The sequence below is a fragment of the Acidiplasma sp. MBA-1 genome, assembly GCF_000949015.1.
Lineage (GTDB): Archaea > Thermoplasmatota > Thermoplasmata > Thermoplasmatales > Thermoplasmataceae > Acidiplasma > Acidiplasma aeolicum.
This window is the reverse complement of the sequence record NZ_JYHS01000002.1, coordinates 161,906-186,326: the sequence shown is the minus strand read 5'-3', so window position 1 is coordinate 186,326 and position 24,421 is coordinate 161,906. Positions and strand designations below refer to the sequence as shown.

22 protein-coding genes are annotated in these 24,421 nt (G+C 35.2%); 12 read left to right on the top strand and 10 right to left on the bottom strand.

The genetic code is table 11. The features are described 5' to 3' along the window. The first annotated feature begins 117 nt into the window (after nt 1–117). The gene (locus TZ01_RS09405) at nt 118–3,543 is read left to right on the top strand and encodes an LAGLIDADG family homing endonuclease (protein ID WP_082180450.1); all 3,426 of its coding nucleotides are present in this window, start codon (nt 118–120) and stop codon (nt 3,541–3,543) included. Between the two features lie 83 nt (nt 3,544–3,626). Here the strand turns inward: TZ01_RS09405 and TZ01_RS04105 are convergent, their stop codons facing one another. The 3 genes from TZ01_RS04105 to TZ01_RS04095 are packed head-to-tail and all read right to left on the bottom strand — an operon-like array spanning nt 3,627 to nt 7,666. Then, entirely contained in the window at nt 3,627–4,736 is a 1,110-nt protein-coding gene (locus TZ01_RS04105; protein WP_048101538.1) for a glycoside hydrolase family 57 protein, read from the bottom strand. Further along, complete coding sequence (locus tag TZ01_RS04100; protein WP_048101537.1) at nt 4,733–5,875, bottom strand: glycosyltransferase family 4 protein; 1,143 nt, start codon at nt 5,873–5,875, stop codon at nt 4,733–4,735. The genes TZ01_RS04105 and TZ01_RS04100 overlap by 4 nt, the downstream gene beginning before the upstream one ends. After that, the gene (locus TZ01_RS04095) at nt 5,876–7,666 is read right to left on the bottom strand and encodes an amylo-alpha-1,6-glucosidase (protein WP_048101536.1); all 1,791 of its coding nucleotides are present in this window, start codon (nt 7,664–7,666) and stop codon (nt 5,876–5,878) included. Between the two features lie 138 nt (nt 7,667–7,804). Here TZ01_RS04095 and TZ01_RS04090 point away from each other — a divergent pair, with 138 nt between their 5' ends. Further along, complete coding sequence (locus TZ01_RS04090; protein WP_048101535.1) at nt 7,805–9,511, top strand: MFS transporter; 1,707 nt, start codon at nt 7,805–7,807, stop codon at nt 9,509–9,511. Nucleotides 9,512–9,566: 55 nt separating this feature from the next. Then, nucleotides 9,567–10,727, top strand: coding sequence for an alanine--glyoxylate aminotransferase family protein (locus TZ01_RS04085; protein ID WP_048101534.1), 1,161 nt, complete (start codon nt 9,567–9,569; stop codon nt 10,725–10,727). Between the two features lie 7 nt (nt 10,728–10,734). Here TZ01_RS04085 and lipB read toward each other — a convergent pair whose 3' ends face one another. Then, nucleotides 10,735–11,373: a lipoyl(octanoyl) transferase LipB gene (lipB, locus tag TZ01_RS04080; RefSeq protein WP_048101533.1), complete on the bottom strand. Its 639-nt coding sequence runs from the start codon at nt 11,371–11,373 to the stop codon at nt 10,735–10,737. Between the two features lie 106 nt (nt 11,374–11,479). Between lipB and TZ01_RS04075 the strand changes: the two genes are divergently transcribed. The 8 genes from TZ01_RS04075 to TZ01_RS04040 all read left to right on the top strand — a co-directional run bounded on the left by TZ01_RS04075 (nt 11,480) and on the right by TZ01_RS04040 (nt 19,165). After that, on the top strand, nt 11,480–12,304 hold the full coding sequence (locus TZ01_RS04075) for an ABC transporter permease (protein ID WP_048101532.1): 825 nt from the start codon (nt 11,480–11,482) through the stop codon (nt 12,302–12,304). Nucleotides 12,305–12,306: 2 nt separating this feature from the next. Further along, on the top strand, nt 12,307–13,218 hold the full coding sequence (locus TZ01_RS04070; protein WP_048101531.1) for an ABC transporter ATP-binding protein: 912 nt from the start codon (nt 12,307–12,309) through the stop codon (nt 13,216–13,218). A 313-nt stretch (nt 13,219–13,531) separates the two neighbouring features. Continuing rightward, nucleotides 13,532–14,971 carry a family 1 glycosylhydrolase gene (locus TZ01_RS04065; RefSeq protein ID WP_048101530.1) on the top strand — a complete coding sequence of 480 codons (1,440 nt, stop codon included), beginning with the start codon at nt 13,532–13,534 and terminating at the stop codon, nt 14,969–14,971. Between the two features lie 30 nt (nt 14,972–15,001). Then, nucleotides 15,002–15,613: a TenA family protein gene (locus tag TZ01_RS04060; protein ID WP_048101529.1), complete on the top strand. Its 612-nt coding sequence runs from the start codon at nt 15,002–15,004 to the stop codon at nt 15,611–15,613. Then, nucleotides 15,603–16,916 carry a folylpolyglutamate synthase/dihydrofolate synthase family protein gene (locus tag TZ01_RS04055; RefSeq protein WP_231563416.1) on the top strand — a complete coding sequence of 438 codons (1,314 nt, stop codon included), beginning with the start codon at nt 15,603–15,605 and terminating at the stop codon, nt 16,914–16,916. Before TZ01_RS04060 ends, TZ01_RS04055 begins: the two co-directional genes overlap by 11 nt. A 92-nt stretch (nt 16,917–17,008) precedes the next feature. Then, nucleotides 17,009–18,271, top strand: a complete 1,263-nt coding sequence (locus TZ01_RS04050) for an ORC1-type DNA replication protein (RefSeq protein ID WP_048101528.1) — start codon at nt 17,009–17,011, stop codon at nt 18,269–18,271. A 36-nt stretch (nt 18,272–18,307) separates the two neighbouring features. Further along, entirely contained in the window at nt 18,308–18,598 is a 291-nt protein-coding gene (locus tag TZ01_RS04045; protein WP_048101527.1) for a hypothetical protein, read from the top strand. A gap of 3 nt (nt 18,599–18,601) precedes the next feature. Then, nucleotides 18,602–19,165, top strand: a complete 564-nt coding sequence (locus TZ01_RS04040) for an AAA family ATPase (RefSeq protein WP_048101526.1) — start codon at nt 18,602–18,604, stop codon at nt 19,163–19,165. Here TZ01_RS04040 and purQ read toward each other — a convergent pair. The 6 genes from purQ to TZ01_RS04010 form a co-directional block, all read right to left on the bottom strand. Then, a complete protein-coding gene (gene purQ, locus TZ01_RS04035) occupies nt 19,154–19,942 on the bottom strand; it encodes a phosphoribosylformylglycinamidine synthase subunit PurQ (protein ID WP_082180449.1) in 789 nt (262 codons plus the stop codon). The genes TZ01_RS04040 and purQ overlap by 12 nt on opposite strands. Continuing rightward, complete coding sequence (locus TZ01_RS04030) at nt 19,932–20,081, bottom strand: 50S ribosomal protein L40e (protein ID WP_048101525.1); 150 nt, start codon at nt 20,079–20,081, stop codon at nt 19,932–19,934. Before TZ01_RS04030 ends, purQ begins: the two co-directional genes overlap by 11 nt. A 66-nt stretch (nt 20,082–20,147) precedes the next feature. Continuing rightward, nucleotides 20,148–21,293, bottom strand: coding sequence for a fructose-1,6-bisphosphate aldolase/phosphatase (gene fbp, locus TZ01_RS04025; RefSeq protein WP_048101524.1), 1,146 nt, complete (start codon nt 21,291–21,293; stop codon nt 20,148–20,150). 119 nt (nt 21,294–21,412) lie between these two features. Then, nucleotides 21,413–22,399, bottom strand: coding sequence for an NAD(P)/FAD-dependent oxidoreductase (locus TZ01_RS04020; protein WP_048101821.1), 987 nt, complete (start codon nt 22,397–22,399; stop codon nt 21,413–21,415). 10 nt (nt 22,400–22,409) lie between these two features. Next, entirely contained in the window at nt 22,410–23,141 is a 732-nt protein-coding gene (locus TZ01_RS04015; protein WP_082180448.1) for a geranylgeranylglyceryl/heptaprenylglyceryl phosphate synthase, read from the bottom strand. Beyond that, complete coding sequence (locus TZ01_RS04010) at nt 23,138–23,953, bottom strand: UbiA family prenyltransferase (protein ID WP_048101523.1); 816 nt, start codon at nt 23,951–23,953, stop codon at nt 23,138–23,140. Before TZ01_RS04010 ends, TZ01_RS04015 begins: the two co-directional genes overlap by 4 nt. A gap of 111 nt (nt 23,954–24,064) precedes the next feature. Here TZ01_RS04010 and TZ01_RS04005 point away from each other — a divergent pair, with 111 nt between their 5' ends. Further along, the gene (locus TZ01_RS04005; RefSeq protein WP_048101522.1) at nt 24,065–24,421 is read left to right on the top strand and encodes a dihydroneopterin aldolase family protein; all 357 of its coding nucleotides are present in this window, start codon (nt 24,065–24,067) and stop codon (nt 24,419–24,421) included.

Below are 24,421 nucleotides of genomic sequence, written 5' to 3'. Positions count from 1 at the left end.
TTTTACCTGATCTGATAACATATATGTTTATGCTGTAAGTAACTTATCTAATTACATGTTGGGTTCAAAAATTTTTATATTCCTTCAGGTATTGTCATTAATGCACCGTGATGTAATATGATAACTAGTATAAAAAATGTTATAAAAAGGGACGGAACTGAGGTTCCATTCGATAAGGGTAAAATAGCAATGGCAATTTATAAGGCCATGCTTTCGGTTAAAATGGGTTCAATGGAGGATGCAAACAAGCTTGCCGATATTGTTACAGAGGAATTGGAAAAATCAGGGGGGGTACCAAATGTTGAATCCATACAGGATACTGTAGAAAATGTTCTTATGACAAGAAAGATTGATGGTAAATCGTATATACCTGTTGCAAAATCATATATATTATACAGGGAAAAGAGGAAAACCATAAGGGAGGAAAAGGAGCTACTTGGTGTAAAGGACGATCTAAAATTAACTGTAAATGCAATAAAGGTTCTTGAGGCAAGGTATTTATTCAAGGACTCTGAGGGCAAAATAATAGAAACCCCAAGGCAGATGTTCCACCGTGTTGCAGTACATCTGGCCATAATACAGGGATTATATGATTACCGTGATTTCCAGAAAAATGGTGTTATACATGAGGATGGTGAGGTCTATTCAGGTCTTTCAAAAACACAGATAGATGAATTGAGGAGGGCCTTTAATGAGTTAAAGAAGGAAAAGGAGCTAACAGGCACGTTTGATGAATTCCTTGATTTTCTTGAGACAAAGAAAACAAGAATAAATTATTATATCAAAAAATTTGAGGACGAAATGATAAACCTGCGCTTTGTTCCAAATTCACCAACATTAATGAATGCCGGTGGACCACTTGGTCAGCTTTCAGCATGCTTTGTGCTTCCAGTCGATGATAGCATAGATTCCATATTTGATGCATTAAAATATACCGCGGAGATACACAAATCTGGCGGTGGCACAGGTTTCTCATTCTCAAGGCTAAGGGCATCAGATGACATAGTTGCATCCACAAAGGGTGTTGCATCAGGCCCGGTATCATTTATGAGAATATTTGATGTTACAACAGATGTAATAAAACAGGGTGGCAAGAGAAGGGGGGCAAACATGGGCATACTTAACTATAACCACCCGAACATAATGGACTTTATAATGAGCAAGGACTCAGATAACAAGGTTCTAAGCAATTTCAATATATCTGTTGCGGTTGATGATGAATTTTTTGAAAAGCTGGATAATGATGATTATATTGAGCTTAAGAATCCACGTGATAAAAGAACGATGGGAAAAATTAAGGCAAGGACCCTCTGGAATTCCATAATAAACCAGGCATGGAAGACCGGAGACCCCGGAATGGTTTTCCTTGATGAAATTAATAAAAAGAACCCTGTGAAAAATATAGGGTATATAGAATCAACAAATCCCTGTGTAACAGGTGATACAAGAATATACACATCCGAGGGAATAAAAACAGCAAAACAGCTGTATGATGAGGGAGAGCCATTAAATATAAAGATAGATGGAAGGCTTGGCGGTAATTTTAGGAAATCATCAAATGTCATTTATACAGGCTATAAGGATGTATATAAGATAACAACCAGGGAGGGATTCGAAATAAAGGTAACCGGAGACCATAAAATCTACAGCGATGAAAGAGGATGGGTAGAGGCATTAAAATTAAGAAAGGGCGAAAAAATAAGAATACTAAATGAAGGAGGAGCCTTTGGAAGCTATGGCAGCCTTGAGGAAGGAAGGGTCCTTGGATGGCTTGTGGGAGATGGCCATATAAATAATGGGAATAACAATGATCGTGCTGTACTATCGTTCTATGATAAGGATCGCGTATTGGCAAAGGATTTTGAAAATTATGTAAATAATATAATAAGACCATCAACGAATAACCGTGATTACCATGTAGGACTGGTAAACATAGAGAGCAGAAACTGCACAACAATAGCATCTGAAAGATTAAAGGAAATGGCTAAAGAATATGATTTATTGGATGAAAAATTAAAGGTTCCTGACAAGGTATTTGAAGGTTCCATGGAAATGCAAAAGGGATTTATACAGGCACTATTCGAGGCAGATGGTACAGTAAATATAGATGGAAATAGCACAAGGCATATACATTTAACATCAATAAGCGATAAGTTATTACGTGGTGTTCAGGAATTATTACTTAACTTTGGGATATATAGCAGGATATATTTCAATCGCAGAAAAGCAGGATTTAAAATGCTTCCAGATTCGAATAGAAACCTAAAAATATATAAAACTCAGGCATATCATGAATTATATATAATGGGTAAAAGCGCGGTAACATTCTATAATAAAATAGGATTTATATCTGAAAGAAAGAACTCAAAGTTATTAAAGCTTGTAAATAGTTACTCACAGGGGCCTAGAGAAGAAAAATGGGTTGCAAGGGTTGATAATATAGAATACATTGGCAAGGATGACGTTTATGATTTGGTTGAACCATCTACTCATTCATTTGTAGCTAGCGGAATTTTGGTACACAACTGTGGCGAGCAGCCGCTTATGCCTTATGAATCATGCAATCTTGGATCAATAAATCTATCAAAATTTGTGGAGAATGGTCAGTTTAATTTTGATAAGTACAGGGAAACAATAGACATAGCCACAAGGTTCCTTGAAAATGTTGTAGATGCCAATAAATTCCCTGTTGAGGAAATAAAAAATATGACAAGGAAAACCAGAAAAATAGGCCTTGGATTAATGGGGTTTGCCGATATGCTCATAATGCTCGGCATTCCATACAACAGCAATGAGGCCCTTGAAATGGCAGAAAAGGTCATGAAAACACTTAATGACGAATCACATCTTGAATCACAGAGGCTTGCAGAGGAAAGAGGGGTATTTCCTGGATGGTATGGATCAGAATGGGAGGAAAACGGAATAAAGATGAGAAATTCAACAACAACAACCATTGCCCCAACAGGTACAATATCCATAATTGCCGGATGTTCCTCATCAATTGAGCCATTATTTGCCATAGCCTTTGTAAGACATGTGCTAAACGGGCAGGAATTACTGGAGGTAAATCCCCTATTTGAGGATGCCCTAAGGTCAAGGGGGCTTTACTCAAATGAGATAATGGAAAAGGTTGCACAGACAGGGAACCTGCAGAATGTTGATTTACCTGATGACCTGAAATCAATATTTGTAACTGCGCAGGAGATAGATCCTGAATGGCATGTAATAATGCAGGCCACATTCCAGAGGTACTGCGATTCCGGAGTATCAAAGACAATTAACCTTCCCTATGAGGCAACTCCAGATGACATTGCAAAGGCATACAGGCTCGCAAAGGATCTGCACTGCAAGGGTATAACGGTTTACAGGGACAGGAGCAAGAGCCAGCAGGTATTATATGCAGGAACAAAAAAGGAAACTGAGGAGACAAAAAAAAGTGATGAGGAAAAAAAAATTGATTTATCATTAAAAATGCCGGATAAATTCCTGAAACTTGACTCCACATTTGACCCTGCATGCCCAACAGGAAAATGCGATTTATAAAATATTTTATAATATCCTTATTTTAAATTTATACATTTAATGGATAAAAAATACATATTAACATAATTGTTGTAAATTACTATTTAAAAATTTTCAAGAATATTTGTGAAATAAAAAAATGCGTTGTATGGTGATTTATAGGGATTAAAATATTCATGGACCTCCTGATCCGGGCCTGTGCCTGCTGCCATATAGTAAAAATTATCCGAGGTCTGAAGATATCCAAAGAGTTTTTCATCAATTTTATCGCCCTTTGATAACAAAATATTTAGCGCCTCAACCTGCATACTGTTTCCAGTCCATGGTGATAAGTCCCTCCAGGTATCAGCCCATGATATTGTGGAATCCGTATTTATAACTGATTTAACAGAAAATTTTAACGCGTCATTTACCCTGAGGTCGTTTATATTATTTTTAATCATTTCAGTTTTCAATGATTTTAAAAATTCAAAAATTCCCGTGGAACTGTCCTGATGCTCCCCAAAGGTCTCATAATCCATAAAAATATTAATTACATCGCCTTCTGAGTGTTTAATCCAGGATGCATATTTTTCGGCTGTAAGTGGAAACTCCGGCCACGATCTGTTTGAGAATCTAAATGATATGTCATCACTTAAATTATAATTCCTTAAAAGCATTCCTAATCCATTAATATCCTTATAAACAAAGTTGGGTGAATTGGCGTTATTGAATCTGTCTGTAAATTCTGTTAAAATTAAATTGTATCCAATATTTTTAACAATCCTGCCAATATTTGTATTGTAAATCAATTCTGTATTTCTAAAATTTTTGGGTTTGATTCCAAATACATTTTTCATTTTTTCAGCATGCATGGAAATTTGTTTTTTAAATTCGTTTTCATCATAGATTCCTGCAAGGCTATGATAATAGGTTTCATCAAGCAATTCCCCAAGCCCGGATTTAAAGTATTCCTTAAACACATCAAGAACCTCTGGATAAAACACCTCAGCCTGTTCTATAAATGTACCTGATAATGAGAATGTGGCATTTATATTATTCTCCATTAAAATTCTTGTTGCAGGTATGTATGATTTTTCCGAAATTCTTTTAAAAATCCTCTCATTTTCAGAGTCCCAGAAGAATGAATTATTATTGCCTATTTCGTACCTTCTGTAAGGTCTCAGCCTACGCGGCTGGTGAACCTCAAAATACATTATTACATTATCCGTCATATTGATCTGTATACCTCCATTGTTTTAATGGCAGCACTCTCCCATGTAAATTTCCTTGCCTCAATCTGGCCATTTATACCCATGGTCTCTCTTAATCCCCTATGAAGAAGCATTGAGATTATATATTCGGATAAAAGTTCAGTGTCCCAGTAATCAGATCTGAAAACATTATGAAGCGCCTCACCAACACCGGTTGTGTAGCTAATTATTGCGGGGGTTCCGGTGCTCATTGCCTCTATAACAGACATGCCAAATGGCTCGGATACCGCGGGGAGCAGAAACACATCACTGTTTTTATAATAGTATATCTGCTCATTAAAGCTTACAAAGCCCCTGAATATAACATTCCTATTTATTCCAAGTTCACCTGTAATCCTCCTCATTTCAGGTTCCTGATCACCGGTACCGGCAAATGTAAATTTAATATCTGGAAATTTCTTTATAACACGGTATGCCGCATCCAGGAAAAATCTTGGTCCTTTCTGTGTTGTAATTCTCCCAAAATAAAGAATGTTTCTGTATAAATCATAGGATTTCTGCGGCATGTTTATGAATGTATTATCTATACCATTATGCACAACATAAATTTTTTTTGGATCTGCATTATAATATTTAATAATCATCTTCTGGGTGTATTCTGATACGGCTATTATCCTGTCAGCATATTTTATGCCCCTTCTTTCAATGTCCATTATATATTTTTGTGGGAAAAAGTTTCCGGATCTGTCTATTTCTGTACTGTGCACTGTTATTACAAGTGGTTTATTATATCTTTCCTTAAGCTCAATGCCCGCCTCAAATGTAATCCAGTCATGGCAGTGTATAATATCGGTTTCAGGATCGAATTGATCAACAACCATCTCATTATAATATTTTATCTTTTCATTAAAATCATGAAATTTAATGCCATCGAATCCGGTATAATAACTTTCATTTCTTATATTTTTTTCATTAATTTTATAATTGGTTTTCACCCTTTTTACCCTAAATGGATAATATGGATAAAGTCCTGAAACATCTGGAATATACAGCGTTACATCAAAAATCTTATTTATAATTGAAAATATATTTATGGTATGAACACCCAGGCCACCTGAAAATGCAGGCGGAAGCTCCCAGCCGATTACAGATATCCTCATTTAATTGCCCCCAAGATCCTCAAAGTAAGATCTTATTAATTCCCCGTAACTCCATGCCTGAAGTATGCAGCCCTTTGGCGTCCCATCATCATCAAAGAGTTCCGGTATTTTCCTCATGTTATATAGTGATGAAAAATAATCAAGCAAATCTGAAGCACTGTTGCCTGACCTTACAGCCGCCGTAATATAAGGGCCTGCAAGCCACGGCCATATGATTCCATTATGATATGCCCTGTCACGGTGAAGCCGGTCACCGGTATATACAGGTATGTAATCAGGATCCTCTGGGGATAATGTTCTGAGCCCATATGGTGTTATAAGGTATTTATCAACCTGATTTTTGTATTTATTAAAGTTATTTAATACCGGGAATGGAAGTGAAAAGGCAAAAATAAAATTAGGCCTTAATCTAAAATCATCTGGAAGCACATCGTAAATTTTTCCATCATGCATGTATAGATTTTCAAAATTTTTTTCGATATACTTATATATATTTTTATAGGAATCATCATAACCAATTGAAACCTCATTGCAGAGGAACTCATATGTTTTAAGCGCATTATACCATAGTGCATTTATCTCCACAGGCATTCCTGAACGTGGCGTGAATATTATATTATTATACTCCGCATCCATCCACGTCAGCTTGCCCATCTTTAATTTTATAAGGTTATTTTCCATAAAATAATAGTCATTACCCCTAATATATCCATCTATAATTTCCTTAATTGCTGGCATAAAATGCCTTATGGTGTTAACATCTTTTGTGTACTCATAATACTTATAAACTGCATAGATAAACCAGAGCGATACATCTGCAGCATCATATTCCCCTGCCATTGTTTTGGGAATTATACCATTTTTCATTTGCCTCATATATGTAAATAGAATATCCCTGGCAAGTTCATATCTGCCGGGTATAAGCGCAAGCCCCGGCAGGGATATAAATGTATCCCTGCCCCATGGGCCAAACCAGTAATATCCCGCTATTATATTATTTTTAAGAAGGAAAATATTTGCCTTTTCATACATGTTTTTTATATTTATTCTATTTGATCTAATTTTATATCTGCTTTTAATGTATTCTTTAAGGGTATCATCAAAGGATTCGCCAGCATATGATGCATCAGAATGCACAGTAATTTCAATGTTTTTGCCTGGATATCTTAGCTCAAAGTGCCCCGGAAGATACAGATCCTCCTCATAATGTGATCCTCTTTCAATTTCAACAGGATACTGAAAATTATAATACCACAAATTATCTGTAATAAAATTGCCATCAGCTCCAATCCAAAGATTATTTTGAACGGATGAAAAATGAACAAATTTACCATTTTTCTGCCATACAAAAATACGATCACCCTTTCTTATTATATCATTGGAATTTCTAAAACTTAATAATGGATAAAATCTTGCAATTTCAGGCTCAGGGTCCATTTCATATTTTATTATTAAAACATCCTTAAGTGGATGCATAATTATGCTTTTTTTTATTTTGAAATTCTGTGAAGAATATACAAACTGGGGATATGGATCATCATTAAGGTCACTTAAATATTTTCTGCCGTCGGGAAATACAGTGCCCGGATAGTAATTTGAATCCAGGTTTATCCTATCTGAATCAAATTCAAATTCCTCAAAGAATTTTGAAAGCATTACCATTCTATCATAATTCTCATTTATATTTTTTACAAAAATGCCGTGATACGTCCTTAGATTTGCAAAGGATGCTGAGGATGATGAATAGCTTGCATTTTTATTTGCAATGATCCACTCATAATTATAATCCATATTAAATTAATAAGCCAAGGGATTATATAATAATTCCTAAAATACTAAATTCATCCACAGGGTTTGATAAAAAAATTAGTTAATTGCTAAATTGTTTTGCACTTTATATTTATATAGTAAAAATAAATAAAGTATAATATGCTGCAAAAATGGATAGCCCTATCCAATACAACAATAGGGCAGCTAATGGCCACAATAAATACGAGCATAATAATAGTGGCACTTCCACCAATTTTCAGGGGCATACATCTGAACCCACTGGCACCACAATCATTTCCATATCTTTTATGGACAATAATGAGCTATATGATTGTTGTATCAGTTCTGCTGCTCACCATAGGCCGGCTTTCAGATATGTACGGCCGTGTGAGGCTTTTTAACTTGGGTTTTTTAATATTCACAATCGGATCCATACTGCTTTACCTAACCCCGGGAACAGGATACACAGCAGCCACCGAATTAATTATTTTTAGAATAGTTCAGGCTGTTGGTGGATCATTTATAATGGCCAACAGCTTTGCAATCATTACAGATAATTTTCCAGGTGAGGGACGTGGATTTGCCCTATCCATAAATAGCGTTGCTGCTGTATCCGGTGTGAGCATAGGCATAGTCCTTGGAGGATTTTTATCGGTAATTTACTGGCGTGATGTTTTTCTCATAAGCGTTCCTGTTGGTATATTTGGCACATTCTGGTCATATTTTAGACTTAAGGAGACATCAATGAAGAAAAGGGACAGGCTTGATATACCCGGAAATATTCTATTCGCCGCCGGTATTATAATACTTCTCATTGGTGTGACATATGGAATAACACCATACGGGAAAAATCCAATGGGATGGACAAATCCATTTGTTATAATTTCACTGCTTACCGGTACATTGCTGTTAATAATCTTTCCCTTTATTGAGAAAAAATCAGGGAACCCAATGTTTAGGATTGATTTTTTCAAAATTAAGGGGTTCAGCATAGGCAATTTTACTGCGTTCATATCCGCCATGGAAATGATGGGATTAATGTACATGTTAACAATTCTGTTTCAGGGTGTATGGCTTCCAATACATGGATATCCATTTTATATAACACCATTATGGGCAGGGATATATATGCTGCCAATGACAGTTTCCATGGGCCTTTTCGGTATACTTGGGGGGCGTTTATCAGACCGTTATGGATTCAGGATTTTAACATCTGCAGGCCTATTTATATCAGCATTTTCATTGGTTCTGCTTGCATTTTTACCATATAACTTTTCATACTATTTAATGGGCATAATACTTGTTATATTTGGCATTGGTTATGGCCTTTTCAACGCTCCAAACATTTCTGCGGTAATGTCTGTGGTTCCTCCTGAAGCCCGTGGAACCGCATCCGGCATGGTGAATACAATGAGGAATACAGGATATACTGCCAGCATGGGGTTATTCTTTTCCATTCTTATATATGGGCTTTCTAAATCATTGCCTGTAACAATTTCCTCCGGCCTAAGGGCAAAAAATGCAGGACAGCTAATACCATATTTAATCCACATGCCACCAACCGAGGCCATATTTGGAACCTTCCTTGGAATAAACCCTGTATCAGCAATCATCTCAGGAATTCCAGGGCCTGTAATTTCCTCTGTACCTGCAAATGCATTATCCACGATTACTGGAAATACATGGTTTTCCTATGTTTTTGCCCCTGCCTTCATGGGGTCCCTTGACACTGTTTTCTTTATAGTGGCAGGCATAACGGTATTTGCAGGATTAATCTCATTGCTCAGGGATAGGGATAGGATAAGTATTGATAAAAAAACAGGATCCTCCTCTAAAATTATTAAAAGGCTTAAGGAATATAAATAATTAAAATATACCATATAATGAATAGTTTTATATTCATTAAATAATTTTATTTATTATGGACAGAAAAATCTTAATGCATGTTGGACCAACCATGATTGATATTGATGTTTTACTGGCCGGTGTAAGGAATAATACCGGATTTGCATCACCAGAATTTGTTACTTCCATGGGAAATGCACTTAACGGATTAAAATATGTAATGAATGCCCCTGATTACCAGCCATTCATACTTCCGGGCAGCGGAACCATGGCCATGGAGAGTGTAACATCATTATTAAAAAAGGGTGATAATGTACTTATAGTCAGCTCCGGTGTTTTCGGGGATAGATGGGTAAACATTTTTAAAAAATATCCCCTAAACATCAAGCATTTAAGATCAGAACCCGGCCATATAATCCCGCAGGAGGAGGTTTCAAGAGAACTGGAAAACGGAAAATATAAAATGGTTACAATAACACAGGTTGAGACAAGCACCGGTGTTTTATATCCTGTGGAATCCCTTGTAAAGAAAATACGTGATAAGGTTGATATCATTGTTGTTGATGCGGTTGCCAGTGCAGGTGCCGAAAAATTAAATGTGCAGGACTGGGGCATAGACGTCTGCCTCACAGCCAGCCAGAAGGCCATGGCAGCACCACCCGGTGCAGCCCTAATGGTTTTATCCCAGAACGCTGTTAACCATTTATCAGAAAATTCAATATCAGGATTTTACACAGATTTAAATCAGTGGATTAAGGTTATGAACAGCTTCCAGAACGGTAAATCAGGATATTATACAACACTTCCTGTGCATATAGTATTCTCACTGGAAAAGGCATTTGACCTTATAAGGGAGGAAACTCTTGAAAACAGAATAAAAAGGCATGAAATAGTTTCAGGTGCAATCAGGGCCGGATTAAATGGTATGGATATGCCTGTAATGGCTGAAAAGGGTTTTGAAAGCCACACAGTTACCGGAATGATGCTTGATGGCATAAGCATGAATGATTTTCTTTCAGAATGCCTTAATAATGGTATAGAAATGGCCACAGGCATAGTCCCGGAATATGCTGGAAAATATGTAAGAATTGGACATATGGGCTGGATAAACCAGAACGATGCAATTTCAACAGTGGCCGTAATAGAGCGGGTTCTGAGGGATATGGGCAGGAAAATACCTGCCAATTCTGGTGTATCTGCAGCACAGGAATATCTATCCTCAAACATTAAAGACTAAATTTTATTCAAATGTAAAAATCATTTATTTTTGTATATAAATTATAATTTTCAATTTTAAAATCCCTGATAAGTATTTCCATATATTTTTTTCTTGCATCATCCATTGGTATTTTAAATCCCTTTATTTCCTCAATTGAGGTCATTATCTCAGGATCAAAATTGCAGGGGTTTATCAGATAAAATTTTTTAAGGTCTGTATTAATGTTTAATGCCATGCCATGCAGTGTTGAAAAACCTTTTATTGCGAGGCCTATTGAACATATCTTTTTATTATTTACCCAGACACCTGTTTTTTCATTTAGTTCAGGATGAGCATCAATATTATAAATTTCAAGGAAATCAGTAACGGTTTTCTGAATCAATCTGATAACATCAAGCACATTCTTATTACCTTCCTTCATATTTATAATAAAATATGCTACCAGCTGTCCAGGGCCATGGTATGTTAAATATCCACCGCGCTCAGTCTTTATAATGTTGTCCATTGCGCCTTTATAGTGAACACCTGAGGTATAAACATCATTATGTTCAAGAATTATAAATGAATCATCTATTTTATTCTGATTCCTTAAATTATTTAACCTTCTCTGAAAATCCAGAATTTTTTTATAATCCTCAACACCAAGCACATAAATATCTGGCATAATATGATATTATGAAACAGTATATATTTAATTTGCAAAGGACTTTTTTTGATTTTTATTATATTTATGGGCAATCTTTAAATAAATCATTTATATATTAAGGCATATGCCACAGGATACAAATTTGAAACAGTACTATACATCGTTTAAATATCAGTTACTGGGTTATATTAAGACCAAAAGGTTTATCGGGCTTACCCTTTTTTCATTAATAGTTTCGATTGCGGTTATACTTTTAATGTTTCATGTGGAATACACAACGTTAAAGGATTCAAACTCGCCAACATTTTTTTTAAATTATCTTGATACATCACTTCTGGATATTATTGTTGTGGTCGGTTCATTTTTTGGTGGTGATTTAATTTCAGGCGATGTTGGCACCGGTTCAGCATATTACATACTTGTTCAGCCGGTAAAAAGGTCAGTTTTATTTCTTGGGAAGTATACCGCTGCACTGCTATCATCCTTTTTCATAGTTTTCCTTTATATTCTTGTCGGAATTTTTGCATCGATTGACCTTTATGGAAAGGTAACATCCAAGGTTGCACTGAGCCTTGGCCTTGTACTTTTAATGGTTGTCGCAACCATCATGCTGGCATCATTTTTCAGCTCCATATTTAAGAGCCCAACATCCGGCATGATCACATCAATTGTTCTATTAATTCTAGTATTTCCTATAATAACCGGAATTATTGGCAGCCTCGAGGGCATATATCCAATTGAATTTTTAACCTTTGCAGGTGAGATTACATACCTTATTTTCAATACCAAATATCCCGCAACAAAAACAGTGAGTCCGGCATTGCATGGCCTTAAAATATACACGTTTAATCCGGCATTATATCAGGGGATAGAATCACTTCTGATTTATTTAATCGTCTTTGGCATTATATCAATTGTGGTTTATTCAAGGAGGCAGATCGAGGGATAAAAATGGAAATATCAATGGTCAATGTTTCAAAAAAATATAGGAATTTTACCGCACTGGACAATGTATCATTTAATTTTTCAGGTAAAAGGGCCATAGGATATCTTGGTCCAAACGGTGCGGGAAAAACAACAACATTAAAAATTATGACAAATTTATTAAGGCCATCACAGGGCACAGTAGAATTAAATGGCATAAATGTTAATAAAAATCCAAAAAAGGCCCTGGAATCGGTTGGCTCCATGATAGAAACACCAGTGCCATACCCATATTTTACCGTAAAGGAATCACTGGAATTTATCGGTGAGCTGAGGGGCATTGACAAAAGAACTGTTGATGGCAAAATAGATGAATATTTTGATGCACTTAAACTACCCCCATTAAAAAATAGAATAGGTTCATTATCAAAAGGCCAGAGGCAGAGGGTTGTTTTTGCATCTGTTCTTGTATCTGATCCTGACATAGTAATACTTGATGAGCCAACAAGCGGCCTTGACCCATTTGAGAGGAAGATATTCCGTGATTTTATATTGAAACTTAAAAAGGACAAACTTGTTTTCTTCTCATCCCATATACTCTCAGAGGTCTCAGAAACATATGATGATGTAATATTTTTAAATCATGGGGAGGTTCTTAAGATAGGAAATATGGGCGAGATAACAAGGAGTTTTAACACAAACGCGGTAAAAATTGAGTTTGTTAAAAATGTGGATGATGATATACTATCAAGGTTAAGGGAATTAAAATATGACATTATGGATTCATCAGGAAGAACTGTAACAATCAATTATTCTGGCGATGAGCAGGAGAGGGCACAGATTCTGATTAACGCCATTAAAATCTGCCCTGTAATATCATACACATCTGCAGGATCAGACCTTGAAAAGGCATATATATCAATTCTTGGGGAGAAATGAGGTGGCACCCTGGCGTTATCTGGGGCTTCTCCATTCCATGGAAAAGCCCTATATCCAAGGGCATAAATTCGGTAAAGTTTTGTGTTATATAAATTTCTGGGCAAATGCATAATATAACCTATTTTATTTATCTGCGTTTTATTTGGATATATTCCAAATTTATATGCTCTGTCTCTCTTTAATAACTTTTTTAGAATCTATATTATAAATATAGAATAATATATACTATAAAACTTTGCATCCCCATATCCCAATGGAAGGAGACTTAACACTTTAAAGTTAAAATTTAAATTATAATAAATAATCAGATTTTATGTTAAGAAAATTTGTTAATGATTTTATGCTGGGTTTTTCCATAAATTCATTTCAGAACGATCAGGGTAATGATTCCATGGCTGTTAACACGGACTGGTATAAATGGTCCACTGATAAAACCATGGAAAATATGAATTATGTTTCAGGTGGAATAGGTAATGGCCCGGATTTCTGGAATAATTTTAGGAAATATATAGATAAAATTGTAAATGCTGGATTAAACTCTGTAAAAATCGGGATTGAATGGTCAAGAATATTTCCAGAAAGCACAGAAAATGTTGAGATTAATTATAAATCAAACTCCTCAGGCGATGTGTATTCAGCAGAATTTGATGATAATTTATATAAAATGCTGGATATCAGGGCAGATAGAAAAAGCCTTGAACATTATGAGTCAATTTTTAAATATATACGGTCAAAAAATATCAGAATAATTGTTACATTATGGGATGGAACATTACCATTGTGGATCCATGACCCTGTTGAATGCAACAGGAATTTACATAATTCAAAGAATAAGGGATGGCTTAATAAGAATACAGTTCTAGAATTTGGAAAATACTCATATTACATTTCAAAAAGGTTTGGCAGTTATATTGATTATTTTAACACGATGAACCGGCCAAATTATTTTGCAATAAACAGCTATTTATATGGCAATATTGAGGGATATCCACCGGGGCTTTCAGATTTTTCACTTTTAATGGAGGCATACCGTAATATGGCCTATGCACATAATCTGGCATACCTTGCCATAAAAAAATCAATTAATAGGCCCGCTGGATTAACCATGGAGGTTCCATATTTTACACAGGAAATGGATAATGATAATAATATATTCATGGTAAATTTTGTCAAATATCTTTATTATAATTTATTTATAAATTCAGCACTTTATGGAAATTTTGACATGAACCTTACAGGTGAGTTTAAGGAATCAAGGCCATATGAATTCAACGGTACGGATTTTATAGGCATATCATATTATGGAAGCATTCCAGTAAGGTATGTGCAGAATGAGGGTGTTGATATAAGATACCGGTTTGCCTTTATACCATGCACTAAGTGCAGCGACGATTTCCATGAAATCCATCCTGACGGAATTAAATATGTGGCATCCGAAATATATAATACATACAGAAAACCCGTAATAATAACGGAAAACGGTATTGCAACAGAATCAGATGATAAAAGATGCGATTTCATTAAACATACATTAATAGCCCTGCATCAGGCAGTTAAAGATTATCATATAAATTTAAAAGGATATTTTTACAGATCGCTTACAGATACCTATGAATGGGCACATGGTTTTTCATATAAATATGGGATTTTAAATGATAACATAAACTTTAAGGATACAGGGTCCATGGATTTATACTCAAATGTGGCAAAAAATAATGGAATAGAGGATGAAAAATACCGTGCATATGAATAAAAAATAAATATAATCTTTAACTTATTAATTATGAACATCATAGAATACATTAAAACAGATGAAATAAAGGGCATAATAAAAAATATAATGAATGCAAAATTTGTGCTGGAGATGCAGGATGGGTCATTAAGTGATGATAAATTCAAATATTACCTTATTCAGGATGACATATATTTAAAATATTATAAGGAGGCCGGAACAAAAATAAAAAATAATACAAAGAACAATGGCATTATAGAACTCTATGATGCAATAGGTTCCGATGAACCGGTTTTTCATCTTCAAATGCTGGATAAATTTGGAATAAAAAAGGAAAATATAACTGAGGATTTAATTAATTATACAACATATTCTTATATAAATCATTTAATAAGATGGTCAGAGGATTCAGATTATAACGGCATGCTGTCAATGCTTCCATGCCAGTGGTCCTATGAGTACATAGCGGAAAATTCAAATGTTAAATCTGATAAATACTCATTCTGGTTTGACTTTTATAAATCTGATGGTTATATAAAAATCACGGCAAAATACTTTGATATACTAAAAGATCTGGAATTAACCGGGATGCAGAAAAACATCTTTAAATTTGGATTATTATATGAATTAAATTACTGGATATGCAGTTATAATGGAATATAAATATGGCTTTGGCATTAACCACTGGATGATTGAAGATACTCTTAATTATCTATATAATTTAAAGAGAAATGGAATTAAACTGGATTTAACAGCCACAAGGCTGTTTGCGGAATATAATGGCAATCCTCAGGATAATTACAGAAGCATACACATAGCGGGAACAAATGGAAAGGGTTCAATTTCATCATACATTTATAATATATTGAGGCAGAAAAATAATACAGGACTTTACACATCACCACATTTAATAGATTTTAATGAAAGAATTGTATTTAACCGCGAATTAATCACTGATGAATATATAAAAAAATTTGTTGACAATAACAAAAATTATATAGAGGAGATGGCAAAAGAATACAGAAATCCAACCTTTTTTGAGACCACAACGGTTATGGCATTTAAATATTTTTCAGACAAGCATGCAGATTATGCTTCAGTTGAGGTTGGCCTTGGGGGGCGTCTGGATTCCACAAATATAATAAATCCCGAGGTAAGTGTGATAGCCCAGATAGGCTATGAGCATTACAGAATACTTGGCTGCTCATTAACATCAATTGCATATGAAAAGGGCGGAATAATTAAGGAAACAAAACCTGTTGTACTGCTTGACGATAAGCCCGAGGTTGTGGCCGAGATTAAAAAACTTGCAGCAGTGAGAAAATCAAAATTAATCCGTGTATCTGAATACTGCACTGTTAAAGATCTTGAATATGATATGGAAAAAATAAAATTTACTGCAGTTACTCCTGATGGCAGCTATAATATAGACGCAAAAAATTCAGGGCTGTTTCAGGTTAAAAATATCTGCACTGCAATAGCAGCCGTGAATTCACTTGAAAATCCTCCAGATATAAATACAGTTGAAAGGGGAATATATGAAAGCAGATGGCCCGGCCGGTTCGAGATTGTTGACAGCCATCCGCTGGTTATTTTTGATTCCGCACATAACCCGCCAGCTGCAAATGCACTTGTTGAATCATACACAAAAATCATAGGTAAAAAACCTTTACTTGTTATAGGCATGCTCTCAGACAAGGATGTTTTCTCATACCTTTCTGTCATGAGCCGTTTATCAGACAGTGTTATATTTACAACGCCTGATGAACCAGAAAGGTCCATACAACCCCAAAACCTTAAGGAATTATCAGGCAATCTGTTTAAGAACATCACTGTTATTGATGACCCTGTTAGGGCATATGAACATGCCATTAAATCATCAGACTATATACTTGTGACCGGATCTATGTATCTTGTCGGATTTTTAAAAAAATATATAGGTTCACCAGCAGCACCATTTATCTAAGAATAAATAAATAGATAAAACAGTCAGTAACTAACCCAGTTAAAAAATATTTTTGTATATCCAATACATAGCTATTTTATTAGCTGATATTTATGGACAACCCTTTTATTAAATACAGTAAAACAAGCGATTACGTTATAGGCGACCTTAAAAAATTAAGCAGTTCATATATACCCGACAACTTTCCACACAGGGAAAGGCAGATAAATGAAATTGCAAAAATACTAAGCTCAATTATTAACGGGGGAATTGCATCAAATATACTTATATATGGAAAATCCGGATCAGGAAAAACATCCTCAACATTGTATGTTACATCAATGCTCTCCGAGGCTGTTTCAGGAAATTTAAACTCAATTTATATAAACTGTGAAATCTATGATTCACAGTATTCCATACTTATAAATATAATAAACTCAATAAATATTGGTGAAACACAGGTGCCCTCTCTTGGACTTCCACTGGATCGCGTTTATTTTGAATTAATTAGAAGATTAAAAAAATCAGGAAAATATACAATAATAATACTTGATGAAATAGATAAATTAATCCAGAAAAATGGCAGTGATGCACTTTATGTTATACTTAAGGTTATATCTGAGGTTAACGCATCGATTATAGGAATTACAAATGACTCATCATTTGTTAACAGGCTTGATGCCCGGGTCCAGAGCAGGCTTAATCAGGAGAGCATAATATTCCCGCCATACAATGCAATTGAACTAAGGGATATACTCAATTTTAGGGTATCCGGGATTATTAAAAGGGAATTTATAGATGATTCTGCCATTAATTTATGTGCCGCACTTGGTGCACAGGAACATGGAGACGCCAGAAAATCCATAGATTTGTTAAGAATAGCCATAGAGAATGCACTCAGGGAGGGTAGGGATCTGGTAACAGCAGATGATGTATACCGTGCCAGGGATAAATTTGAGATGAATATATTAAAGGAATCAATAAAAACCCTGCCAATACATTCAAAAATGGTACTTTTAAGTGCAGCATTAACACAGGAAACAGACTCAGATCTTACAGTGACCGGTGAAATATATGAAAATTACAAAAACATTAGCACCGAGCTTGGTTTTCAACCATTAACAATGAGAAGAATATCAGACCTTTTAACTGACCTTGAGGATCTTGGCCTTCTCTCAACAAATACCAGAAGCCTTGGGAGATATGGTAGAACCAAATTTATTCGTGTTATGGGGTCAATAGAAAATATAAAATCATACATTATGGAAGATCCGGCATTTATAAACTTCCAGGGTTCCAAAATAGTTAAGCAGACCAAACTGAGAACCAACTTCGACTCATATTTCGACGGGTTAAATGAGAACAATAATAAATAATGAAAATTTTTAATAAACATATGACAATATACAATCATGTTTAAGGTATTCGAAATCTCAAAGGAAAACAGAAATATTATAGACGAGGTTCTTAACGATGATGTTCTTGGCAGGCAATCAGTTCAGTACAAGGATGGCGCAGAATTTGGATATGATTCATCATATATACTTTTGATTGAGGGTTCTCCAGATATTTTTGAGAGGGTAAATTCAATACTCAATGGAAAATCTGAAGAAATTGGCGGGAAAAAGGCCGAAAAAATTTATGAGAAAATAAAGGAGGACGAAAACAATTCAAAGGAAGGCATGGGATTTATTTTTGGATGAAAAATGTTAATTATTACTGGCATGCCGGGTGCCGGCAAGGATGAATTTGTTAAGGTTGCCAGATCCATGGGCTTTGTGGATGTCCACATGGGCAATACTGTGAAAAAATATGCATTAAAAAATAATATTAAGCAGGATGATTCATCAATAGGTAAGTATGCATCAGCAGAGCGTGAGCGTTTTGGTATGGATATATGGGCAAAAAGAACGGCCGAGGACATTAGGGAACCGGACATAACAATAGTTGATGGTTTAAGAAATTGTGAGGAGCTTGAATATTTTAAAAACCATTTTGATAATATAATAGTTATAGCTGTATTTGCAAATGAATCAGAGAGGCTTGAAAGAATCCTTAAACGTGACCGCGAGGATGATGTTAAAAGCCAGGAGGGCCTTCGAAGGAGAGATAGCAGGGAGCTGTCATGGGGCATAGGCAAGGTAATATCACTTGCAGATTACATGATTGTAAATGATTCAACCCTTGATGAATATCATAAAAATGTAAGAATTCTATTGAATGATATTATAAACAGGCACTCTGAAATAAAGAAAAAACTAGTCAAATAATTTTTTTGTGTAATTATATATGGCCTTAAAAAAATATTCACCTGTACCTTTTTCATGCACATGGCCGTCAGGCATCATCTGAAAATTATAGTAAACACGTTCGGGATGTGGCATCAGACCTATTACATTGCCATTTTCGTTTGATATTCCGGCTATGTCCATTACCGAGCCATTGGGATTCCATGGATATCCTGATCCGGTTCCATCAGGATTTGTGTACTTAAATAATATCTGATCATTTTGTAAAACCTCATCAAGTATATTTTCATTTTTGAATAAAACGCGTCCCTCAAGATGTGCCACAGGAACCTGCATTATCCTGTCCCTAAATGCACTTTCAAATATTTTATTTCTGGATGTGTAATTAAAATATGTATACCTGCATTCAAACCTGTTGGATTCATTTACTGCCAGAACCATGGATCTTTCCATTTTATTTCCTGTATCAGGAAGCATGCCAAGCTCACTAAGAACCTGAAATCCATTACATATTCCAAGAATTACCCTGTTTAAATCATTAAATTTCTGGAGGTCTCTTATATATGCCCTTAGCCTCGCGGCAAATATGGCACCCGCCCTGATATAATCACCGGCAGAGAATCCACCCGGTATTAATAAAACATCATAATCCAGAAGATTTTTTCTACCTGAATTTAAATCGAAAATATGTATGTAATCCGGTATAAAGCCAGAACGCTGGAGGGATAAATATGCTTCCTCCTCGTTATTTGTCCCCTCCATTCTGAGGACTCCTGCCCTTAAACCGTCACTTTGCACTTTTTATCTCCTTTGATTTAACTCTAAGACCGGTATAACCGCATTTTCTGCATCTTTCGGCCCTTATTGAGTTCCTTGCGTAGCATCTCATGCATATCTTTTTATTTAATCTTCTCTCTACTGCTTCTGGAAAAGGCATAAAATCACAAGGCTTAATCAAAAAAGAATATTTTAACTTTGTTATAAAAATTTAAAAAAGTTATTTTTATCTTTCAAGCTTCATTTCACTCTTTGCACCCTTATCCTCTATGTTCTTAAATCTGGGTGCAAGTTTTTCAAGTATTCTTGGAAGTGCTGTATATTCCATGTCCTCATCAGGAAGCCTATGAGGCTCAAATACGCCCATCTTCCTTATGTAGTTTGCCATCTGAAGGGCCTCTGTTCTTGCAAAGTCAAATGCAACATCGTTAAACATATCTACAGGCCCATGAAGCTTTCCATCCTTTAACACAAAGCCCATGGCAGCAACCCTTGGTGGACCATCAAATCTGGTCATCATTGAGTTATTTAATCCAACAGGCATTATGGGCCCATTAAATGATCCACGCATCCAGCCTGATACAAGATATGAGTTTGCAAATGGTTCAAGTGCCTCACCTGATGCAGGAAGACCGGACTGTATTCTCACTATGCCCGCTGGGTCATCCTTTCCCACGTATTCACCGGCTATAAATGATAATTTATCAGTGGTTATAACTGCAACATTTTCGTCCGGGAGCTTGCTGTGTGTTTCCTTTGTAAATACCCTTTTAATTACATATTTCCCCTTTGAACCTATAAGTGCAAGGAGATCATATGTATCCTCAGGCAGGGACATTATTACCTTCTTTCCGTTGTATATATCCCAGACCTCAAATTTGAATCCCATGTGCATATTCGGGTCTATTACCAAACCCGGGGTGTTAAAAGGATCCCCAAACATTTTATATATTGGGTAATTAAATGCTCCAGGCTCTGTCTTATCCATCATGTAAACTATGAATGGCTCTGCCTTTCTTGGTGTAATTTCGAGTTCTGCGACTCCTGGCCCTATGCCCTTTATATTTCCTGAAAATGCATCCTTTAGCAAGTCCTGACCGGCACCATACAAGCCCGCCTCCTTTGCCACCTCTGTACCGGCCTTGAAGGCGTTCCATGCGAGTTCATGTATTTCAGGGTTATCAGCACCCATTTTATGTACCATGGTTATCTGTATGTCATCACCTATATGTGATATATGGTAATCAGAAATAAGAGATTCCCCATTTTCCTTTATGTATTTATCAACAGCATTAACCACCGGCTCATATACAACAGTGTGCCCTGGTAAGCTTCCAATATCTGCCTTTATATGTGATATGGTTGTCTTCATGCTTAATATATTGTTAACATACTTATTAAATTTTTTGTTATAAATCGTAACTGTTTTTAAATAAATATTCAGTGCATTTTCCCATTTATAAAAAAATACTAAAAAACTTTAATTATATTTTATAGCATTTTTGCATAATTAATGCTGATGGCAATGCCGGATTCCTTTATCATTCTTGCAATGAAGCCATTAACACGGTAATTAAAAAAATCACCGAAATAATAATTGCCAACTCTTATAATGTTTGCAAAATTATTCGGCTTATATTCCAAATCCTCACCCATTGCATTTGCCATGGCCCTTATGCCTGATGACCTTGCTATAATTGCAGACATGGGTGTGAATGTGTTTTTAATGGCCATGGAATCACCGCATGCATAAACATCATCATAATCAACAGATCTTAAATAACTATCAACAACAATTTTTGAATTTAGGGTTGTTATGTCAAGATCATTAAGCAGTAAATTTCCAGTGAGCCCTCCTGCAAAAACAGAAACATCAGATTTAAAATCACCAGCATCGGTAATTATGGAATCTTTTTTAACCTCAATAACCTTTGTGTTAAAAAGAACATCAACACCGAGTTCAGAAAGTTTTTTTAAGGCTATTTCATGATACTCATTCTTTAAGCCCTGCAATAATCTTTTTCCCGCCTCTATTATTTTTATATTCACTCCATGTAACGACCCTGCAAGTTCGACACCCAAGTAGCCGCCGCCTATTATTGTAAGATTTTTTGCATTCTTAATTGAATCTCTCAATTTAATGGCATCACTCAGCTGGGCCATTGGGTATATGTACTGTTTACCCTTTAAAAATGAATAATTCTGTGATTTTCCAAGAGCAACTATTAACTTATCGTATCCAATTTTTCTTTTTTTTGTAATCACCTTCCTATTTTTAAAATCTATATCCATAACCTCATCATATACATCTGCATTTCTTTTTATTACAGCAAATTTTTGATCCATGCCCGAGGCAACATCAATTAACCTTGGAAATACAGTCATTAATTCAGATTTTTCAACAAGCATGGCATCCCTGTTATAAGTTTTCGCGGCCACGCCCGCTATGCCTCCACCAATAATTACAATTTTTTCCATAAACGGTAAATCAGAAAGCATTAATAATTTCTTTTAATGTCTGGTATACATCCACAGATTTTTCTATAACTGTACCTGTAACTATTATATCCGCACCGGCAGATAAAACATCATGGGCGGATTCATAATCCCTGATGCCACCACCAACTATTAACGGAATTTTAACCTCCCTTTTAATCCTTGATATTACATTTTCAGAAACATGTGTTGGTGAACCAGAACCCGATTCAAGGTAAAGCAATTTAAATCCAAACATCTCTGCGGCCAGTGCATAGGAAAGTGCTGTCATTTCATCATCCCTTTTTATAAGCATGGCATTTCCAACACGCCCAACAGTCATGCCCGGGTCAAAGATCAAATATCCCATTGAAATTGTTTCAATACCAAGTTTTTTAAGTATTATTGATGACCTTACCTGATGGCCAATTAAGAATTCATTGCTCTGGGAATTCATCAGCATCATATAATAAATGGCATCGGCCTTCTTGCTTATGCTCTCACTGGAACCAGGGAATATTATTATTTTTTTATCTGTTACCTTTTTAATTTCTTCAATTGTTTTGTCAATTAATGCTGGATAAACCTTTGTAGACCCGCCTATCATAAAAAAATCTGTTCCAGCCTTATCAGCCTTCTGTGCAATACTTACTGCCTTTTCAACATTTTGTGAGGCGGGATCTATTAATGTCATATGCACCTTTTTGCTTTTTAATTTTTCAAGTATTTCTGAATAAACGCTCAATTAATACCACCCAGGAGGAATGAAAACATGCCGAATATCATGGCTATTTTAGACACCTTTTGACCCTCTGATACACTTTTTCTCATTATAACCACACTGTATATAAATATAAAGTCATCTATAATAACTGCATATAAATAGTACACAGAAAGAATTTTAATAAGATATGGAACAGCAGATATTGATACTGTTATTCCAACAAAAACAGTGGATAATATTTTGGCATTCCCTATACCATATTTTTTTGGGAATGTCATTCTGTCCTGATCTCCCTTTATATCCTCTATGTCCTTCATAATTTCCCTTGAAAAATTTGAAAAAAATGCTAGCAAAAAAAGAAGTGTCATTTTTAGTAATGAATCTGTTATTACACCACCAAATAAAAAAATCATGCCTATCAGGAGGCTTATGGTAAAATTTCCTGTCAGTCCAAGTTTTTTGGTTTTAAACTCATAACTTACCAGAAGCATTTCTGCAATAAAAACTATAAGCGATATCCTATATGATATAAATGATGATACAATTATTGCAATAATGAAAATTATAATCGATGCTGTGAGGGCAGATTGCCTTGTAATTTTTCCAGATGGCAATGGCCTGTCAGGGTGATTAATTTTATCTGTGTTGAGATCACTTATATCATTTATAATATTCCCTGCGCCTGTGACGAGGAATACACTTATGGCCCCAAGTGTTAGTGGTACCAAAAATTTATAAAACATAACATTTACAGCTATAAATCCGATAATATATATTGAAAAAAATCCCATTAAAGCGTTAACAGGTCTTAATATCCTTATCCATGGATTCATTTAATGGTTATGCCTAACTATATGAAATATTTTATTATGCTCTTATTTATTTTAACATGTAACTAATATATAAAAAATAACATTTATTATATTTAATGTAATTACTATTCAATGAATGACCCGGCATCAAAATATTTTAAGTGCACAGATCGGGAAAGAGCCATATTTGAGGCCGGGATAAAACTTGGCGCCATATATCATCAGTATACAGGCATTCCGGTAAATGAATCAAACATTGAATATATCCAGAAGGCAATAGAAAGCGCTACAATGTTACAGCCCTTTGTGGAAAATGTAAAAGTAAAAATAAATCTAAATGCAGAAAATGATACTAAATTCAATTATAAATCTTTAAACGGTACCATGCTTGAGGTCGATTTGACTATAAATTATAACGGCAGCACTGCAAGGGCAAAAATGAAATATTTAAGGGATTTAAATTATCCGCTAATGTATCTGGAGGAATAA